Raw genomic sequence first — 18,205 nt, 5'->3', positions numbered from 1 at the left:
CAGAAGGAATCCGAATTTCAAGGGGTTTTCCACTGAACGAGTTGTTGATCATCGCCGACTCAGGGTTGATGGCCGAACGCAGCCGCTGGCTCGAAGCGCTTGGTCAGGAGCGGCGGCTCGCGGCCCACACGTTGAATGCCTATGAGCGCGATACGCGGCAGTTTTTGACGTTTCTTACCGGCCATCTCGGCGGTCCGGCGACGATCGCCGATATTCACGATCTGCGCCCTGCCGACTTCCGCGCCTTTCTCGCCGCGCGCCGCAAGGATGGCGCCGGCGCTCGCTCACTTGGGCGCAATCTTGCCGGCCTTCGTTCGTTGCTGCGCTACCTCGAAAAGAAGGGCCTGGTCAACGCCGCCGGTGCTGCCGCCGTGCGCTCGCCGAAGCAGCCGAAATCGCTTCCAAAGCCGCTTTCCGACACACAGGCGATCACCGTCGTCAGCGACGAATCGCAGCTGCACGAGGAGCCCTGGATCGCCGCGCGTGATGCGGCGGTGCTGACCCTGCTCTACGGCTGCGGCCTGCGCATTTCCGAGGCGCTCGATCTAAAGCCTCAGGACTTTCCGAGAGGCGCGACGTCGCTGCGCATCACTGGCAAGGGCAACAAGACACGGCTGGTGCCGTTGCTGCCGATCGTTGTCGAAGCGGTCGACCACTACCGGGCGATTTGTCCTTACCATCTCGATGCGGATGGCCCGCTCTTTCGTGGCGCGCGTGGCGGCAAGCTGCAGCCGGGCATCATTCAGCACGGCATGCAGAAGTTGCGCAGCGCCTTCGGCCTGCCCGATACGGCGACGCCCCATGCGCTGCGCCATTCCTTCGCCACCCATCTGCTCGCCGGAGGCGGCGACCTGCGCACTATCCAGGAGCTGCTCGGCCATGCCAGCCTCTCGACGACCCAGGTCTATACCGGCGTCGATTCCTCTCGCCTGCTCGAGGTCTACGACCGCGCTCATCCCCGCGCGTAAGAAAAGATTAACTTCTTGCGTTAAGGGAATATCCGTCTCGTGCGCATAAAGCAGAACCATGTCTCGGCATGCCTCCCGAAAGCCGCTTTCGCGCGTTAGGGATCACGCCCTCTGCGAATGGAAGGTTTTGATGATTTCTGCCCTCGGATCCAGGACGATGCGGTCGATGAAGCCGGCACTCGGCGATATCCTGCTTTGGATTGCCACGGCCCTTCCGTTGATGCTGGCGATCCTGCTCATCGCGACGATGCTGACGCTGCAGCCGGCGCATGCGGAAGGCGCAGTCTCCGATAGCTGCGGCGGCAAGGATCTCATGGCCGAACTTCAAAAGACCGATCCGGCCAAATATGCCTCCATCATCGCCGCCGGCGACAATGTGGAAAACGGCAAGGGCATCTTTTGGAAGATCGAAAAGCCCGGCCTGAAGCCGTCATGGCTGCTCGGCACCATGCATGTCTCGGATTCACGCGTGCTCACTATGCCGAAGGGCGCCGCCGAGGCCGCTGCCAGCGCCGATGCGATCATCGTCGAATCCGACGAGATCCTGGATGACAAGAAGGCGGCCCTTGCCCTTTTCGCCAATCCCTCCCTGACGATGCTCACCGACGGATCGACCATCAGCGAGCATCTGTCGCCTGAAGACAATACCCGGCTGGAAGCCGGCCTGAAGGAGCGCGGCCTGACACTCGCCGCTGTCTCGCGCATGCAGCCCTGGCTGATCTCGAGCTCCTTCGAAATGACCGGCTGCGAGGTTCGCCGCAAGGCGGCCGGCGCAAAGTTCCTCGACCAGAAGCTCGCGGGCGATGCCGCCGCCAAGGGCAAGAAGGTCGTCGGCCTCGAGACGCTGGCCGAGCAGGCGAAGGCGATGAGCGATCTGCCGATCGCGCTGCATCTGAAGTCGCTGATGCAGACGCTCGAACTGGGCAACAAGATCAATGACGTCAACGAAACGATGACCGGCCTCTATCTCGCCGGCAATATCGGCGCGATGATCCCGATGCTGAAGGTGATCGAGCCGGACCAGAAGATCACGGACGACGATACCGCCGCCTTCGAGCAGCGCATCATCCTCGACCGCAACAAGGTGATGGCCGAACGCGCCGCCCCGGTTCTCGACAAGGGCAATGCCTTCATGGCCGTCGGCGCACTGCACCTCGTCGGCGACCAGGGTCTGGTAACGCTGCTGCGCAAGCAGGGCTTTACGGTAACGGCCGTTAACTGACAGCTCGCATCCGCTTGGCCAAATTGGAAAGCGTCGTCGCGACGATCAGCCGGTGGAATGGCGTGATGATGGCGAGATAGATCCGGCCAAGCAAGATTTTCCGCCGGACGAGCGTCGTAGCATCGACCAGCCGATGCCCCTGATCGTCGTTGCGCACATCTATGACGACCCGAAAATCGAGATGCCGGTCATCGAACCCGAGTACGACCTGATTGTCGGACTTGCTGACGACGGGAAAGAAGCCGATCTTTTCCAGCTCGTCCGCCCGAAGGTCGCTGCTGGCTCTCAAGCCGAACAAGGCGGTTACCGCATCGCGCACTCGTATCAGCAGCCGCACCCAAAATGGAAAGCGGCTGAGCATCGTTCGGGCGGCGACAATGGCCGTTAGATTCGAGTTCGGGATCTTCAGCTCGTAGCAGTCAGCCCAATCGGCATCCGGCAACGCCGGATGCGGCATAAGGGGCTTCACCATCAAAGGCCTTGCAGACATGGTTTCATCCGTCTCTATTCGACGTCTGCAAGCTACCACACATTGCGATGCGACCCGATCGGCAAATGCTGGCTGCGGCAATTTTACCGATGGGTTTTCCGCTTAGCGAACCGCTGATCCGCCGGCCGGCAATATCTTCATCCGCCACGAGGTCCCCGGCTTCAGATAGGTCGTCGCGATGGCGCGGACGTCCTGTGCGGTTACGGCCTGGTAGCCGCTGATGCCGCTGCGAATCCGTTCGAGACGGCGCGAGTCCGTCTGGGCGTTCTGCAGGCTTTGAAGCCAGTAGCTGTTGGTCTGCTGAGACCGTTTGACCTCTTCGATGATCGGAGCCTTCGCGCGCGTCAGCTCATCCGGCGAGACGTCTCCGACGCCCAGATCGCCGGCGATCTTGTCGACCAGATCGAAAAAGTGATCCAGCTTGGCCGGCGTCGTCTCGACATAGGCATAGGCAAAGCCATAGCCCGGGATCGATCTCGACAGATCGACCTCGCTCTGGGGGCTGTAGGTTGCTCCCTCGGCGAGGCGGAACTGGTCGACCAGGCGATTCTGCAGGATCGCCCCGGTCACATTGGCGGCGGCGGCTCTGGGCAGATCCGAGAGAAAATCGCCGATCGGCATTGCGACGGCCGCGCCGGCATTGTCACTTCGTCCGTCGTGAAGCCGGATGACCGGCTCTACGGTCGGCGCGGGAAAATGCACATCGGCGCCATCTACCAGACCCTGCGCATCGCTGCGCGGCGGCAGCGCGCCGAAAGTCTCAGCTGTCATGCGGATGGCATCCTCGACCTCGACGTCGCCGGCGATGATCACCTCGATCCGTCCCTTGGAGAGAAGCGGCTGCAGAAGCGCCTCGAACTCCTCCGGATTGGCATCGAGCAGCTGCGACCGGTTCGGGAATGCCCAGCGCGGATCGCCGGAGTGCAGGAGGCCGGGCAGATCGCGACCGACCACGCTGCCCGGCGTCGCCTGAAGCTGGGCGAGACTGTTCAGATAGGCCTGCTGCACCCTCTTGAAAACGTCAGGGCGGTAGGCCGGATCCGAAACATAGGCCGTCAGAAGCTGCAATTGCGCCGCCAGATCGCGCGGCCGCGTCGTGCCCTCGAATTTGAAGGCGGCATCCTGGATGGCAAAATCGTTACCGACGACCTTTCCGGCAAAGGCCTTCTGTATGTCGTCATAGCCGATGGCCTTCAGGCCGGACAGCGGCAGCGCCGGCGCCGCCCAGATCGGCAGCGGACGGTCTTGCGGCAGATCCAGCCGGCCATGGCCGATGTTGGCGCGCACCAGCACCTCGTCGAGGCGGTACTTCGTCGGCTTCACGGTCAGGCGGACGCCATTGGCAAAGCGAAGCATGGTAATGCCGAGATCATCGACCGACCGACGTTCGACGATGTCATCCGGCTGCCCGAAATTGGTGTAGGGCCAGGCGACCACGGCCGCCTGCTCCGGCGCGGTGACCGCAACGGCGCGCGACTCGGCATAGGTCTTGGCGACGGCCGCATTGCCGCCCTCCGGCGCTTGCGGGATCTGAAGCACCAGCTGCGGGCCGTTGCCGGAGAAAACGCGCTGGAGAGTTTGATTGACTTCATGCGCGCTCAGGCCCTCCATCGCGGCATCGAACAGCGAAAGATCGTCCGCGGGCGACGTGAAAACCAGGTTCTCGCCGACGCTCCAGTTGAGCGATGAGGCAATGTCCGGGCTGGTACGCGTTGCCGCCCCGCCCGCAGCCGCCTGCAGGGCGGAACGATAGTCGGCGATTTCACGATCGATCTCGCTTTGATCGACGCCGAACTGCGCGATGCGGCGTTGCTCCTGATCGATGGCGGCAAGCGCTGCCTGCCACTTGGCTGCGTCGCTATCGGCGGCAATCAATGCGACACGAGCCGACTTGAAGAAATCCTGCGCCCCGGCCTGCGCACTGACGAAGGGCGGATTGGGTTGCTGCGCCAGAAGCGACAGGCGCCGGTTGAGAACGGCGAGACCGATATCCTCGATCAGTTGCGCGCGTCGCTTGGCGGCCATATCAGGCGAAGCATCATAGGGGCGCGTCCAGGCGAGCTGTACGCGGGTAGCACCGCCGGGCACGACGACCGTACCGACGCGTTCGCCATGCTTTTCCAGCGCACCGAGGTCAGGATCGACCGGCGCCGGGCTGGCGGCGGCCCAATTGCCGAACCGGTTGCGGATATCGGCTTCGATGGCGGCGGCATCGACATCGCCGACCACCATCAGCGTGGCGCGATCCGGGCGATAATAGCTGCGGTAAAAGTCCCGCACGAGATCGACCGGGGCGTTGCTGATGATATCGGTCTTGCCGATCGGCGGGCGCTGCGGCGCGCGCTGCCCTGGCAGCAGTTGCGCAAGCAAACCGGTCCCGCCGCGATATTGCGGCGTGTCGCGCAGCTTTTCTTCCGAAAGGATGACGCCGCGCTCGCGGTCGAAGGCGCCGGCATCGAGCGTCAGCTCGCTTGCCGTCTCCCGCATCAGCATCAATCCGGTCGAAACCGTCTCCGGATTGGCTTCCGGCAGATCCAGGGCATAGACCGTCTCGCCATAGCTGGTGGACGCATTGGTATCCGCGCCGAAGGCCAGGCCGAGACGCTGAAGAATGCGCACCATCTCGCCTTCGGGAACATGGGTCGAGCCCTTGAAGGCCATATGTTCGAGGAAATGCGCCAGGCCCTGCTGGTCGTCACGCTCCTGCAGCGAGCCGGCGCCGATGCGGAAGCGGATCGCCACCTGGCCGGCCGGCGTCGCATTGTGCATGACGGCAAAGCGCATCCCGTTCGGCAAGGTGCCGAAGCGGATCCCCGGTTCCACCGGCAGGTCGCTGACCGCCTGCGGCCAGCCCGCGGCCGGCGCTTCGGCATGCACGGGCGCCACAACGGCAGCGAGGAATGCGAGCGCCGTCGCAACGAAAAGTTTCAGGGATAGATAAGCGGCGGGGATTTGGCGTGACATGCTTGCTTTGTTGGTGAGAACGATTGGATGATGCGATGCACGGGAGCCCCGTACATCGCATCATCAGGCAAGCATTGCAATCCTGCGCTGAACCTGGCGTAAAACGCCGGATCTTACATATGGATCGGCTTGAAGAAGGTCGCGAGCGCGGCTTCCTTCACGGCTTCCGACATGGTGGGATGCGCATGGCAGGTACGGCCGAGATCTTCCGACGAGCCGCCGAATTCCATCAGCACGGCAATCTCGTGGATCATCTCGCCAGCGCCGAAGCCGACGATATGACCGCCGAGAACGCGATCCGTTTCCTTGTCGGCCAGGATCTTGACGAAACCATCCGTCGCCAGCATGGCGCGGGCGCGGCCATTGGCGGAGAACGGAAACTTGCCGACCTTGTAGGCGATGCCCGCGGCCTTCAGCTCTTCCTCGGTCTTGCCGACGGAGGCGACTTCCGGCTGCGTGTAGACGACGCTCGGGATGACGTCGTAATTCACATGGCCGGCCTGGCCGGCGAGGATTTCGGCAAGCGCCACGCCCTCGTCTTCCGCCTTGTGCGCGAGCATCGGACCCTTCACCACGTCGCCGATGGCATAGATGCCGGCGACATTCGTCTTGAAGTGACCATCGATTTCGACGCGGCCTCTGCCGTCGAGCGCAACGCCGGCTTCTTCCAGGCCGAGGCCTGCCGTGTACGGCTTGCGGCCGGTGGCAACGAGAACGACATCGGCATCGAGCACGACCTTGTCGCCGCCCTTGACCGGCTCGAAGGTGACCTTCGCGCCATTGCCTGTTTTTTCGACGCCGACGACCTTGGCGCCGAGATTGAATTCGATGCCCTGCTTGGCGAGCATGCGCTGGAACTGCTTGGAGACTTCGCCGTCCATGCCGCCGAGGATGGTGTCGAGATATTCGACGACGGTGACCTTGGCGCCGAGGCGCGACCAGACCGAGCCGAGCTCGAGGCCGATGACGCCGCCGCCGACCACGATCATCTTGCCCGGAACCTTGTCGAGCGCGATGCCGCCGGTCGAGGAGATGATGACCTTCTCGTCGATTTCGAGCGGCACGCCCGGAATGCCGGCAACGTCGGAACCGGTGGCGATGACGATGTTCTTGCCCTCGATTTCGGTCACCTTGCCGTCGTCGGCGGTGACGGCAACCTTGCCGGCCGAAACGATCTTACCGGTGCCCTGGAAAGCATCGATCTTGTTCTTCTTGAAGAGGAAGGCGACACCGTCGACATTCGACTTAACCGTCGCGTCCTTGTGCGCCAGCATCTTTTCAAGATTGAGCTTCGGCGCGGCGACTTCGACGCCAAGAGCATCCATGCCATGACCGGCATGATGGAACACTTCGGAAGCGTGCAGCAGTGCCTTGGACGGGATGCAGCCGACATTGAGGCAGGTGCCGCCATAGGTCGCGCGCTTTTCGACGACCGCGACCTTCAAGCCGAGCTGCGCCGCCTTGACTGCGCAGACATAGCCGCCGGGGCCGGTTCCGATAATGATCACATCGTAGGACATGTTTTAATTTCCTTGTTTTGTATCTGTTTTAGTCGGTCGCCCGCGCCAAGGCGAGGCGGATGCCGAAGCCGACGAGCGCCGCTCCGGTGATGCGGTTGAACCATTTGCCTGACGCGATGAAGCGATCGCGGACCGGCTTGACTGTGAAGAAGGTAGAAACGCCGGCAAACCAGGCGACAAGCGCTACCGCCATGCCGATGCCATAGCTGAACTGGATGAGCGCCGGCGTGTCGTGATGAACGAGTGTCGAAAACAGCGACAGGAAGAACAGCACCGGCTTCGGGTTGAGCGCATTGGTGATGAAGCCCGTGGCCAGGCACCGCCAGACGGAAACCGGCTTACGGTCTTCCTCGGTGATCTCGACGTCCTTTACCTGGAAACCCGCCTGGCGGAAGGACTTGATGCCGAGATAGACGAGATAGAGGACGCCGGCCCACTTGATCATGCTGAACAGGACAAGCGACTGCGAGACGATCAGGCCGAGGCCGAGAATGGTGTAGCTGATGTGGAAGAGCAGCGAGAAGCCCATGCCGAGCCCGGTCATCATGGCGGCGCGGCGGCCATGCACGATGCTCTGGCGCAGGATGACGGCAAAGTCGGCGCCGGGCACGACGATGAAGATCGAGAACACCGCCATCAGGCCGAGGAATTCGAGAATATACTGCATCTTATCGACCCTTTCCGATCAGCGCCCGCCGCTCACGTCGAGCACGGCGCCGGTTATATAGGATGCATGCGGGCTCAAGAGGTAGAGGATGGAGTCGGCGACCTCATCGGCCGTTCCCGCCCGTTTCATCGGCAATTGCGGCGCGATATCGCGCGCCCGGTCCGGCAGGCCGGCGGCTGCATGGATATCCGTATCGATGATCCCCGGCCGCACCGCATTGACGCGGATGCCTTCCGCCGCCACCTCGCGCGCAAGCCCCACAGTGAATGTATCGATCGCACCCTTGGAGGCGGCATAATCGACATATTGTCCGCCGCCGCCGAGCGTGGCGGCCATGGAGGAGACATTGACGATCACCCCGCCCTTGCCGCCATGCCGCGTCGACATGCGGCGCACGGCTTCCGCCGCCGCCAGCATCGAGCCGGTGATGTTGATGCGGAACATGCGGTCGAGCCGCTCCGGCGTCATCGCGTCCAGGCGCTGGATGGCGTCGACGATACCGGCATTGTTGACCAGCCCGTCGATGCGGCCGAAATGCGCGTCGACTTTGGCGAAGAGGGCTTTGATATCCTCGGGCTTGCCGACATCGCCGGGGATCGCGATCGCCTCGCCGCCGCCGTCGCGGATCGTTGCTACCACGGCCTCGGCCGCATCCCTGTTGGACGCATAGTTGACCGCCAAGGCCCAGCCATGCTGGGCGGCGGCCAGGCAGACCGCGGCACCGATGCCGCGGCTGCCGCCGGTCACGAGGAGAACGGGTGCATTCTCGGTCATTGATTGCATCCTTTCAGGCTGAGGACGTCCCAGGGTGCGACGGTCGCTTTCCCTTTGCCCCACAGCGACGACTTCTGGATCGAGGGACCAAGCGCCGGCAGAAACAGCCGGTCGGCAGCACTCTCGCCTTCCGCCGGCAATGCCCGGATATGGCCTTTCAAGTCGGAGGCGTAGACCATTCCTTGCCAGACGGTGCAGGCTCTGAGCTCCGCCCCGGTGGCGTCGCCCTCGGGGCATTCGAACATGATCCGGCCGTCGGCGCGCAGCTGATCGTCACCGCGCATGACGATGCCTTCGGCCACGATGACGGTATTGCGCACGGAGAGCTTGAACCTGTTGCTGATCGCAGATTCCGACCCCATCGGCTCGAACCGCAACTCGTAGGCATTGTCCATATCGACGTAGACGGCCTTTTCCTGCACGCATGCTTCTGCATGAACAGAGACAGGAGCGGCCGCGCAGACCAGCGTTACCAAGGGCATCGAAGCCAGTCGTGCCACCATGTTTTGAGCCGGCATGATCATTCCCCTCCCGGCTCGTGCCGGCCATCGGCATTTTCGGCCACGCCGAAATCGGTGAGAAGCACAAGCGGGCGCCCACTGGCATCGAGCCCCCAGAAGACCGGATAGAAGCCGTCGCCCCAGCCGCTCCAGAAGATGGCAACGTTGCCGCGCTTGCCCGATATCGGCCGATGCATGACAGAGTTGTCGCTCAGCTCCGGCGCCAAAACGTCGTCATAGTAGTTGACGTCGGACGACGCCTTCTCCGCCTGGACCTGCTTTTCGCGCTCCTGGATCAGCGCGTACGTATCGGCATCCATGTAGCAGCCGAGACCGGCATCGACCGGATACCCGAAGAATTCGTCATTCTTCAGCGAATTGATATCCTGGCCGGAGATCACGGCCAGCTCCCAGCGCACCGGCTTGCCCTCGGCAAAGCGCATGCTGGCTGCGGCGATGCGGCCGAAGGCCTGATAGAGCGTGACGGGATAATCGCCGGGGGAAACGGCACGAGTGAGCGCCGGGCGATCAGGTCCGACGAGCGGATCGCTGGCGACGATGCGCCCCGAGGTCAATTCCACCTTGCCGATGCGCAGGACCTTGATCGAGCGGGCGGCAAGATCGGCGTCGCTGAGCGACGCCAGATCGAGATTGCTGCTGAGCTTGGAAATGTCGAGCTCGACCGCGCCAGCGGACGACGGCATCCATGCGGAAACGGCGCACATCAATCCGCGCAGCGTCCGCATGGGCCATGTCGACATGATCCAACGCTCCCCTTAGAGATCGAGAACGAGACGTTCCGGATCTTCCAGGCTTTCCTTGACGCGCACGAGGAAGGTAACCGCTTCCTTGCCGTCCACCATGCGGTGGTCGTAGGAGAGCGCCAGATACATCATCGGGCGGATGACGACCTGACCGCCGATGGCGACCGGACGCTCCTGGATCTTGTGCATGCCGAGAATGCCGGACTGCGGCGCATTCAGGATCGGCGAGGACATCAGCGAACCGTAGACGCCACCATTGGTGATGGTGAAGGTACCGCCCTGCATGTCGGCCATCGACAGCGTGCCGTCGCGAGCAGCCTTCGCCAGACGGCCAAGCTCCTTCTCGACTTCGGCAATCGACATCTGGTCGGCATCGCGGATAACCGGAACGACGAGGCCCTTGTCGGTGCCGACGGCCATGCCGATGTGGCAGTAGTTCTTGTAGACGATGTCGGTGCCGTCGATCTCGGCGTTGACAGCCGGCAGTTCCTTCAGCGCGTGGGTAACAGCCTTGGTGAAGAAGCCCATGAAGCCGAGCTTCACGCCATGCTTCTTCTCGAAGACGTCCTTGTACTTGTTGCGCAGGTCCATGACAGCCTTCATGTCCACCTCGTTGTAGGTGGTGAGCATGGCGGCGGTGTTCTGCGCATCCTTGAGGCGGCGAGCAATCGTCTGGCGCAGGCGCGTCATCTTAACGCGCTCTTCGCGGCTGACGTCCTCGACGGCGGTCGGGGCGCGGGCGGCAACGGGTGCGGCCGGTGCGGCGGCAGGCGCCGAAGCAGCCTTGGCGACAGCGGCGATGGCATCGCCCTTCAGCACCTGGCCGCGCTTGCCGCTGCCTTCGATCTGGTCGGCCGAGAGATTGTTTTCAGCAAGCAGCTTGGCCGCGGCCGGTGCCGGCGGCATGGAAGAAGCCGGAGCGGAAACGGCGGGCGCTGCAACTGGTGCGGCGGCGGCCGGTGCAGGAGCAGCCGGAGCTGCGGGTGCGGCAGCCGGTGCCGGAGCGGCGGCAGCGCCATTGCCGGCGGAGATCTGGCCGAGCAGCGCGCCGAGGCCCACGGTTTCTCCGGCCTGGACAACGATTTCGGAAAGCGTGCCGGCGGAAGGCGCCGGAACTTCGATCGTCACCTTGTCGGTTTCAAGTTCGAGAAGCGGCTCATCAGCCTTGATGGCATCGCCGACCTTCTTGAACCAGGTACCGACGGTCGCTTCGCTGACGGATTCGCCGAGGGTAGGAACGCGGATTTCAGTGGCCATTGTTCAAATCCTGATTTTCGTCATTATGAGTTAGATGGAATTCCGGCGACAGAGGGCCGGGGGACGGGTGATACGCCGCGGCGCTGACGCCCGGACAACGACGACGGTCGGCCGGGCTTTTGCTTGATTGTGGCGATAGGCTGCATGTTGTTGCATGGCGGCCATCTTCTCCCCCGTCGCATCATGCGGAAGGCTGGAGCGCGACGACGCGATTTTCAAACGAAAACGTGTCATCGCGCAACCCCTCAACCGCCGAGCGCGTCCTCGAGGAACGCCGCAAGCTGCGACAGATGCTTGGACATCAGGCCCGTCGCCGGAGAGGCGGCGGCCGGACGGCCGGTGTAGCGAACGCGCTGGTACTTCGCATCGATATGGGCAAGCACCCATTCCAGATACGGATCGATGAAGGACCATGCGCCCATGTTCTTCGGCTCTTCCTGGCACCAGACCATCTCCGCGTTGCGGAAGCGGCTGAGCTCGTTGATGAGCGCCTTGGCAGGGAACGGATAGAGCTGTTCGATGCGCAGCAGGTAGACGTCGTCGATGCCGCGCTTCTCGCGCTCTTCCAGGAGATCGTAGTAGACCTTGCCGGAGCAGATGACGACGCGACGGATCTTGTTGTCCTTCTGCAGCTTGATCGGGCCATCCTTGATCACTTCCGCATCGTCCCACAGCAGGCGGTGGAAGGAGCTTTCGCCCGCCATCTCCGCAAGGGTCGACACCGCGCGCTTGTGGCGCAACAGCGACTTCGGCGTCATCAGGATCAGCGGCTTGCGGAAATCGCGTTTCAGCTGACGGCGCAGGATGTGGAAGTAGTTCGCCGGCGTCGTGACGTTGGCGACCTGCATGTTGTCTTCGGCGCAGAGCTGCAGATAGCGTTCCAGGCGGGCGGAGGAGTGTTCCGGACCCTGGCCTTCATAGCCATGCGGCAGCAGGCAGACGAGGCCGGACATGCGCAGCCACTTGCGTTCGCCCGACGAGATGAACTGGTCGAACACGACCTGCGCACCGTTGGCGAAGTCGCCGAACTGGGCTTCCCAGAGGGTCAGCGCGTTCGGACGGGCCAGCGAATAGCCGTATTCGAAGCCGAGAACCGCTTCCTCCGAGAGCATCGAGTTGATGACTTCGTAGCGAGCCTGGGTCGGCGACAGGTTGGCGAGCGGAATGTAGCGCTCCTCCGTCTCCTGATCGTAGAGAACCGAATGACGTTGCGAGAAGGTGCCGCGTTCGCAGTCCTGGCCGGACAAGCGGATCTTGTGGCCTTCGACGACGAGCGAACCGAATGCCAGGGCTTCCGCCATGGCCCAGTCGATACCCTCGCCCGTCTGCACCATGTTGGCGCGGTTTTCCATGAAGCGCTGGATGGTGCGGTGCGCGTGGAAGCCGGCCGGGATTTCCGACAGCTTGCGACCGATTTCCTTCAACGACTTCATCGGCACGGCCGTCTTGCCACGGCGCTGCTCGTCGGCATTGTCGGCCGTGTGCAGGCCGGACCACTCGCCGTCCAGCCAGTCGGCCTTGTTCGGCTTGTAGGACTGGCCGGCCTCGAACTCCTGCTCGAGATGGGCACGCCAATCGGCCTTCATCTTTTCGACTTCGCCTTCGGTCAGCACGCCTTCGCTGACCAGCCGCTGCGAGTAGATCTGCAGGACCGTGCTGTGGGCGCGGATGACCTTATACATGTTCGGCTGCGTGAAGGACGGTTCATCGCCTTCATTGTGGCCGTAGCGGCGGTAGCAGAACAGGTCAAGGACCACAGGCTTGTGGAACTTCATACGGAATTCGGTTGCGATCTTCGCAGCGTAAACGACCGCTTCAGGATCGTCGCCGTTGACGTGGAAGATCGGCGCTTCGATCATCTTGGCGACGTCGGACGGATAGGGCGACGAACGCGAGAAGGCCGGATTGGTGGTGAAACCGATCTGGTTGTTGATGATGACGTGCATCGTACCGGCAACGCGGTGGCCGCGCAGGCCGGAGAGGCCAAGGATTTCGGCAACGACGCCCTGGCCGGCAAAAGCCGCGTCACCATGGATGAGCAGCGGCACGACCTTGGCACGCTCGGACAGAGGGATGATATCGCCGTCCCACTGGGTGGCGCCCATGTCCTGCTTGGCGCGGGCCTTGCCCATGACCACGGGATTGACGATTTCGAGATGCGACGGGTTCGCCGTCAGCGAGACATGCACCTTGGCGCCGTCGAAATCGCGGTCCGAAGAGGCGCCAAGATGGTACTTCACGTCGCCCGAACCTTCGACTTCGTCAGGCGCGTAGGAGCCGCCCTTGAATTCGTGGAAGATGGCGCGGTGCGGCTTGCCCATGACCTGGGACAGCACGTTCAGGCGGCCGCGATGGGCCATGCCGAACACGGCTTCCCGGAGACCGAGCTGGCTGCCACTCTTCAGGATCTGCTCAAGAGCCGGGATCAGCGATTCGCCGCCGTCGAGGCCGAAGCGCTTGGTGCCCTTGAACTTGACGTCGAGGAACTGCTCGTAGCCTTCGGCTTCGATGACCTTCTGAAGGATGGCCTTCTTGCGCTCGGGGTTGAAAGCGATGCCCTTGTCCGGCCCTTCGATGCGCTCCTGAATCCAGGCCTTTTCCTCCGGATTGGAGATGTGCATGAATTCGACGCCGAGGGTGGAGCAGTAGGTGCGCTCGAGAATCTCGATCATCTCGCGAAGGGTTGCGAATTCGAGGCCGAGCACGTTGTCGATGAAGATCTTCCGGTCGAGGTCCGCATCGGTGAAGCCATAGGCTTCCGGCGACAGCTCCTTGTAGTCTTCAACGGGAGCGGCGATGCCGAGCGGGTCGAGCTTGGCGTGCAGATGGCCGCGCATGCGATAGGCGCGGATCATCATGATGGCGCGCACGGAATCGCGGGTCGCCTGCAGGACGTCGGTCGCGTCAGCCGGCGCACCGGCTGTTTCGGCCTTTGCCTTCAGCTTGGTCTCGATGACCTTTTCGACAACGCCCCAGTCGCCGTCGAGCGCCGACACGAGATCGCCCTTTGCCGGGATCGGCCAGTTCTTGCGCTGCCAGGAGGCGCCCTTGGCCGCCCTCTTCACATCGTCGGGGCTATCCTCGAGCGCCTTGAAGAAAGACCGCCATTCGTCGGAGACCGATGAAGGATTGTCCTCGTAGCGCGCATAAAGCTGCTCGATATAGGCAGCGTTGGCGCCATCCAGGAACGAGGTGATCTGAAATTGCTCGTTGGCTTCTTGCCTTGCCATGGTGAATCCGCGGGCGCTCTCGCCCGTCTCCCAACTTGTTTGCATTGCCGGTTTTCGGATCCCGGCGACCGTATGTCGTTCGCGGCCATCAAGACCGCAGCTATGCACTTGCGAATGTCGGAACCGGACGGGACAAGGCGGCTGCCGCCCCGTCCGGCCTTGCTATAGGTAGGCTCAGCCCTTCAGGACTTCCACCAGCGTCTTGCCGAGACGCGCCGGCGACGGCGACACGCGGATGCCCGCCGCTTCCATCGCCGCGATCTTGTCTTCCGCGCCGCCCTTGCCGCCGGAAATCACGGCGCCGGCATGGCCCATGGTGCGGCCGGGAGGTGCCGTGCGGCCGGCGATGAAGCCGACCATCGGCTTCTTGCGGCCCTTCTTGGCTTCGTCCTTGAGGAACTGCGCGGCTTCTTCTTCCGCCGAACCGCCGATTTCACCGATCATGATGATCGACTTGGTTTCGTCGTCGGCGAGGAACATTTCCAGGATGTCGATGAATTCGGTGCCCTTGACCGGGTCGCCGCCGATGCCGACGGCCGTCGTCTGGCCAAGGCCTTCATTGGTGGTCTGGAACACGGCTTCGTAGGTCAGCGTGCCGGAGCGCGAGAGAACGCCGACGGAACCCTTCTTGAAGATGGAGCCCGGCATGATGCCGATCTTGCATTCGTTCGGGGTCAGAACACCCGGGCAGTTCGGTCCAATGAGGCGCGACTTCGACTTCAGCAGGCGATCCTTGACCTTGACCATATCGGCAACCGGAATGCCTTCGGTGATGCAGACGATCAGCGGGATCTCGGCTTCGATCGCTTCGAGGATCGCAGCGGCAGCGCCTGCCGGCGGCACGTAGATGACCGAAGCGTTGGCGCCGGTGGCGTCCTTGCCTTCGGCGACGGACTTGAAGATCGGCAGCTTTTCGCCGTCCTTGCCGGTCCAGGTTTCACCGCCCTTGGAGGGGTGAATACCGCCGACCATCTTCGTGCCGTGATAGGCAAGAGCCTGTTCGGTGTGGAAGGTACCGGTCTTGCCGGTCAGGCCCTGAACCAGAACCTTGGTGTCTTTGTTGATGAGAATAGACATGCGAGGCCTTTGTTACGAGAGGTTGGAAGACGCGGAGGCAACGCGACGATATAAGCCGCTGACGACCTCCTGCCATGTATCGCTGCCGGCGGGCGAGAACGTGACGCCCATGCGGTAGCAGTCTTCATTTTCGAACTGGAAGAGAGTGCGCTGGCGACCGCGCGGCGAGGCTTTGGTCAGGACAAGCTTTTCGTCGATCCATTCGCCGGAGGCCGGCGCGGCGGGCGTAAAGCCCACCGTATCGAACTGATAGAGCTTGTAGGCCTGATCCGCAGCGTCGAAGCCGAGAATGTTCCGGGCTTCGAACGATGTGCTGCCGTCCCGCTTCTGCACGTAGCGCTGTTCGACGAAAAATCCGCCGAACAGACATTCTGCCGTGAGCTGCGCGGTTGCCGTTCCTTCCTTCGTCCAGGCCGAAGCCGCGACACGCTCTTCCCCCTCCCAGGTGCCGGCAAAGGCACCGAGGCGGAGATGAGCAGCCGTTGGAGCGAAGGAAGCAGCCATCCCGATCAGCCCTTGACTGCCTTCACGATCTTCTGGGCGGCATCGTCCAGGTCATCTGCGGAGATGACGTTGAGACCGGATTCATTGATGATCTTCTTGCCGAGCTCGACATTGGTGCCTTCGAGGCGCACGACGAGCGGAACCTTCAGACCGACTTCCTTGACAGCTGCGAGCACGCCTTCGGCGATGACGTCGCACTTCATGATGCCGCCGAAGATGTTGACCAGAATGCCCTGGACAGCCGGATCGGCAGTGATGATCTTGAAGGCGGCCGTGACCTTTTCCTTGGTGGCGCCGCCACCGACATCGAGGAAGTTCGCCGGCTCGGCGCCGTAGAGCTTGATGATGTCCATGGTCGCCATGGCGAGACCGGCGCCGTTGACCATGCAGCCGATGTTGCCGTCGAGGGCGACATAGGCGAGGTCGTATTCGTGCGCCTGGATTTCCTTCTCGTCTTCTTCCGACGTGTCGCGCAGCGCGCGGACGTCTTCATGACGGAAGAGTGCATTGCCGTCGAAGGAAACCTTGGCGTCGAGGACGCGCAGGCGACCGTTGGTCATGACGATCAGCGGGTTCACTTCGAGGAGCGCCATGTCCTTTTCGACAAAGGCCTTGTAGAGGATCGGGAAGAGCTTGGCGGCATCTTCGCGGGCAGCACCCTCGAGCTTCAGCGCGTCGGAAAGAGCAGCCGTGTTGGCGGCCGTGACGCCCGTCGCCGGATCGATGGCGACGGTGATGATCTTTTCCGGCGTGTCGTGCGCGACGGTCTCAATGTCCATGCCGCCTTCGGTCGAAACGACGAAGGCAACCTGACCGACGGAACGGTCGACCAGGATCGAGAGGTAAAGTTCGCGGTCGATATCGGCGCCGTCTTCGATGTAAAGACGGTTGACCTGCTTGCCGGCCGGGCCGGTCTGCTTGGTCACCAGCGTGTTGCCGAGCATGTCCTTGGCGTTGGCGACGACATCGTCGACCGATTTGGCAAGGCGGACGCCGCCCTTGGCATCCGGGCCGAGTTCCTTGAACTTGCCCTTGCCGCGGCCGCCGGCGTGGATCTGGCTCTTGACGACGTAAAGCGGGCCAGGAAGCTGCTTGGCAGCGGCGGCGGCTTCGTCGGCGGAGAAGATGGCAACGCCGTCCGCGACGGGTGCGCCATAGGTCTTCAGCAGAGCCTTGGCCTGATATTCATGAATATTCATGGGTTTATCCCTGTTATAACGGCTAGATTATTTCAGCGACGGCGCGATGGTGATGCAGGCTTCGCAAAGGCCGGCGACGGAAGCGACCGACTTGTCGAAGGCTTCCTTTTCGGCCCTGTTCAGGTCGATCTCGATGATGCGCTCGATGCCGCCGGCACCGATGACGGTGGGAACGCCGACATACATATCCTTGACGCCATACTGGCCGTCGAGGTGAGCAGCGCAGGGCAGCACGCGCTTCTTGTCCTTGAGGTAGGATTCGGCCATGGCGATGGCGGAAGCGGCCGGAGCGTAAAAGGCAGAGCCGGTCTTCAGCAGGCCGACGATCTCGGCGCCGCCGTCACGGGTGCGCTGGATGATCTCTTCGAGGCGCTCGGCGGTGAGCCAGCCCATGGTGACGAGGTCGGTCAGCGGAATGCCGGCAACGGTGGAGTAGCGGGCGAGCGGCACCATCGAGTCGCCATGGCCGCCAAGAACGAAAGCCGTGACATCTTCGACGGAGACGTTGAATTCCTTGGCGAGGAAGAGGCGGAAGCGCGAGCTATCGAGCACGCCGGCCATACCGACGACCTTGTTGGTCGGCAGGCCCGAGAACTTCTGCAGCGCCCAGACCATGGCGTCGAGCGGATTGGTGATGCAGATCACGAAGGCATTCGGGGCATATTTCTTGATGCCGGCGCCGACCTGCTCCATGACCTTGAGGTTGATGCCGAGAAGATCGTCGCGGCTCATGCCGGGCTTGCGGGCAACGCCTGCCGTAACGATGCAGACGTCGGCGCCTTCGATCGCGGAATAGTCGCTGGCGCCGGTGAGGTTGGCGTCGAAGCCTTCGACCGGCGAAGACTGGGAAATGTCGAGGCCCTTGCCCTGAGGAATGCCGTCCGCGATGTCGAACAGGACGATGTCGCCCAGTTCTTTCAGGCCGGCGAGATGCGCCAGCGTGCCACCAATCATGCCAGAACCAATAAGTGCGATCTTGTTGCGCGCCATTTCGGTGTATCCTTTGCGATCAAAATCCGTGGCGGGACACCTGCAAGGCATCCACCTTTGCCGCCATTCGCATAGACCC

The 18,205-nt window shown here is 62.7% G+C and carries 15 protein-coding genes; 2 read left to right on the top strand and 13 right to left on the bottom strand.

Features of this window, described 5'->3' with window-relative positions; all coding sequences use genetic code 11:
* Positions 1 to 32 precede the first annotated feature (32 nt).
* Both ACPYOP_RS19540 and ACPYOP_RS19535 read left to right on the top strand, forming a co-directional pair.
* Positions 33 to 968 carry a tyrosine recombinase XerC gene (locus ACPYOP_RS19540; RefSeq protein WP_481412012.1) on the top strand — a complete coding sequence of 312 codons (936 nt, stop codon included), beginning with the start codon at positions 33 to 35 and terminating at the stop codon, positions 966 to 968.
* Between the two features lie 130 nt (positions 969 to 1,098).
* Positions 1,099 to 2,190 carry a TraB/GumN family protein gene (locus ACPYOP_RS19535; RefSeq protein ID WP_481411991.1) on the top strand — a complete coding sequence of 364 codons (1,092 nt, stop codon included), beginning with the start codon at positions 1,099 to 1,101 and terminating at the stop codon, positions 2,188 to 2,190.
* Here ACPYOP_RS19535 and ACPYOP_RS19530 read toward each other — a convergent pair.
* From ACPYOP_RS19530 to mdh, 13 genes are all read right to left on the bottom strand, one after another.
* Positions 2,183 to 2,680, bottom strand: a complete 498-nt coding sequence (locus ACPYOP_RS19530; RefSeq protein ID WP_481411990.1) for a DUF2867 domain-containing protein — start codon at positions 2,678 to 2,680, stop codon at positions 2,183 to 2,185. The genes ACPYOP_RS19535 and ACPYOP_RS19530 overlap by 8 nt on opposite strands.
* Positions 2,681 to 2,782: 102 nt before the next feature.
* Positions 2,783 to 5,644 carry a M16 family metallopeptidase gene (locus ACPYOP_RS19525; RefSeq protein WP_481411989.1) on the bottom strand — a complete coding sequence of 954 codons (2,862 nt, stop codon included), beginning with the start codon at positions 5,642 to 5,644 and terminating at the stop codon, positions 2,783 to 2,785.
* Positions 5,645 to 5,757: 113 nt separating this feature from the next.
* Positions 5,758 to 7,164 (bottom strand): dihydrolipoyl dehydrogenase, encoded by a 1,407-nt coding sequence (gene lpdA / locus ACPYOP_RS19520; RefSeq protein WP_481411988.1) that lies wholly within the window; start codon positions 7,162 to 7,164, stop codon positions 5,758 to 5,760.
* Between the two features lie 28 nt (positions 7,165 to 7,192).
* A complete protein-coding gene (locus ACPYOP_RS19515) occupies positions 7,193 to 7,831 on the bottom strand; it encodes a LysE family translocator (RefSeq protein ID WP_481411987.1) in 639 nt (212 codons plus the stop codon).
* Between the two features lie 18 nt (positions 7,832 to 7,849).
* Complete coding sequence (locus ACPYOP_RS19510; protein WP_481411986.1) at positions 7,850 to 8,605, bottom strand: SDR family oxidoreductase; 756 nt, start codon at positions 8,603 to 8,605, stop codon at positions 7,850 to 7,852.
* Entirely contained in the window at positions 8,602 to 9,123 is a 522-nt protein-coding gene (locus ACPYOP_RS19505) for a hypothetical protein (protein ID WP_481411985.1), read from the bottom strand. The genes ACPYOP_RS19510 and ACPYOP_RS19505 overlap by 4 nt, the downstream gene beginning before the upstream one ends.
* Positions 9,124 to 9,125: 2 nt before the next feature.
* Positions 9,126 to 9,866, bottom strand: a complete 741-nt coding sequence (locus tag ACPYOP_RS19500) for a DUF4241 domain-containing protein (protein ID WP_481411984.1) — start codon at positions 9,864 to 9,866, stop codon at positions 9,126 to 9,128.
* Between the two features lie 15 nt (positions 9,867 to 9,881).
* Positions 9,882 to 11,126: a 2-oxoglutarate dehydrogenase complex dihydrolipoyllysine-residue succinyltransferase gene (gene odhB, locus ACPYOP_RS19495; protein ID WP_481411983.1), complete on the bottom strand. Its 1,245-nt coding sequence runs from the start codon at positions 11,124 to 11,126 to the stop codon at positions 9,882 to 9,884.
* Positions 11,127 to 11,371: 245 nt separating this feature from the next.
* Positions 11,372 to 14,356 carry a 2-oxoglutarate dehydrogenase E1 component gene (locus tag ACPYOP_RS19490; RefSeq protein ID WP_481411982.1) on the bottom strand — a complete coding sequence of 995 codons (2,985 nt, stop codon included), beginning with the start codon at positions 14,354 to 14,356 and terminating at the stop codon, positions 11,372 to 11,374.
* A gap of 174 nt (positions 14,357 to 14,530) precedes the next feature.
* On the bottom strand, positions 14,531 to 15,433 hold the full coding sequence (sucD, locus tag ACPYOP_RS19485; RefSeq protein WP_120665619.1) for a succinate--CoA ligase subunit alpha: 903 nt from the start codon (positions 15,431 to 15,433) through the stop codon (positions 14,531 to 14,533).
* 12 nt (positions 15,434 to 15,445) lie between these two features.
* Positions 15,446 to 15,937, bottom strand: coding sequence for a DUF1579 family protein (locus ACPYOP_RS19480; protein WP_481411981.1), 492 nt, complete (start codon positions 15,935 to 15,937; stop codon positions 15,446 to 15,448).
* 5 nt (positions 15,938 to 15,942) lie between these two features.
* On the bottom strand, positions 15,943 to 17,136 hold the full coding sequence (sucC, locus tag ACPYOP_RS19475) for an ADP-forming succinate--CoA ligase subunit beta (RefSeq protein WP_481411980.1): 1,194 nt from the start codon (positions 17,134 to 17,136) through the stop codon (positions 15,943 to 15,945).
* Between the two features lie 27 nt (positions 17,137 to 17,163).
* Positions 17,164 to 18,126: a malate dehydrogenase gene (gene mdh / locus ACPYOP_RS19470; protein WP_481411979.1), complete on the bottom strand. Its 963-nt coding sequence runs from the start codon at positions 18,124 to 18,126 to the stop codon at positions 17,164 to 17,166.
* Positions 18,127 to 18,205 lie beyond the last annotated feature (79 nt).

This window comes from Rhizobium sp. KNZ2-6A, from assembly GCF_056755475.1.
Note: the sequence above shows the minus strand (reverse complement) of the source record. Positions and strands in the feature narration are given on the sequence as shown.

Coding starts and splice junctions, on each gene's coding strand:
- ACPYOP_RS19535 (WP_481411991.1), top strand. CDS start 1,099: ATGATTTCTGCCCTCGGATCCAGGACGATGCGGTCGATGAAGCCGGCA.
- ACPYOP_RS19530 (WP_481411990.1), bottom strand. CDS start 2,680: ATGTCTGCAAGGCCTTTGATGGTGAAGCCCCTTATGCCGCATCCGGCG.
- ACPYOP_RS19525 (WP_481411989.1), bottom strand. CDS start 5,644: ATGTCACGCCAAATCCCCGCCGCTTATCTATCCCTGAAACTTTTCGTT.
- lpdA (WP_481411988.1), bottom strand. CDS start 7,164: ATGTCCTACGATGTGATCATTATCGGAACCGGCCCCGGCGGCTATGTC.
- ACPYOP_RS19515 (WP_481411987.1), bottom strand. CDS start 7,831: ATGCAGTATATTCTCGAATTCCTCGGCCTGATGGCGGTGTTCTCGATC.
- ACPYOP_RS19510 (WP_481411986.1), bottom strand. CDS start 8,605: ATGACCGAGAATGCACCCGTTCTCCTCGTGACCGGCGGCAGCCGCGGC.
- ACPYOP_RS19505 (WP_481411985.1), bottom strand. CDS start 9,123: ATGCCGGCTCAAAACATGGTGGCACGACTGGCTTCGATGCCCTTGGTA.
- ACPYOP_RS19500 (WP_481411984.1), bottom strand. CDS start 9,866: ATGTCGACATGGCCCATGCGGACGCTGCGCGGATTGATGTGCGCCGTT.
- odhB (WP_481411983.1), bottom strand. CDS start 11,126: ATGGCCACTGAAATCCGCGTTCCTACCCTCGGCGAATCCGTCAGCGAA.
- ACPYOP_RS19490 (WP_481411982.1), bottom strand. CDS start 14,356: ATGGCAAGGCAAGAAGCCAACGAGCAATTTCAGATCACCTCGTTCCTG.
- sucD (WP_120665619.1), bottom strand. CDS start 15,433: ATGTCTATTCTCATCAACAAAGACACCAAGGTTCTGGTTCAGGGCCTG.
- ACPYOP_RS19480 (WP_481411981.1), bottom strand. CDS start 15,937: ATGGCTGCTTCCTTCGCTCCAACGGCTGCTCATCTCCGCCTCGGTGCC.
- sucC (WP_481411980.1), bottom strand. CDS start 17,136: ATGAATATTCATGAATATCAGGCCAAGGCTCTGCTGAAGACCTATGGC.
- mdh (WP_481411979.1), bottom strand. CDS start 18,126: ATGGCGCGCAACAAGATCGCACTTATTGGTTCTGGCATGATTGGTGGC.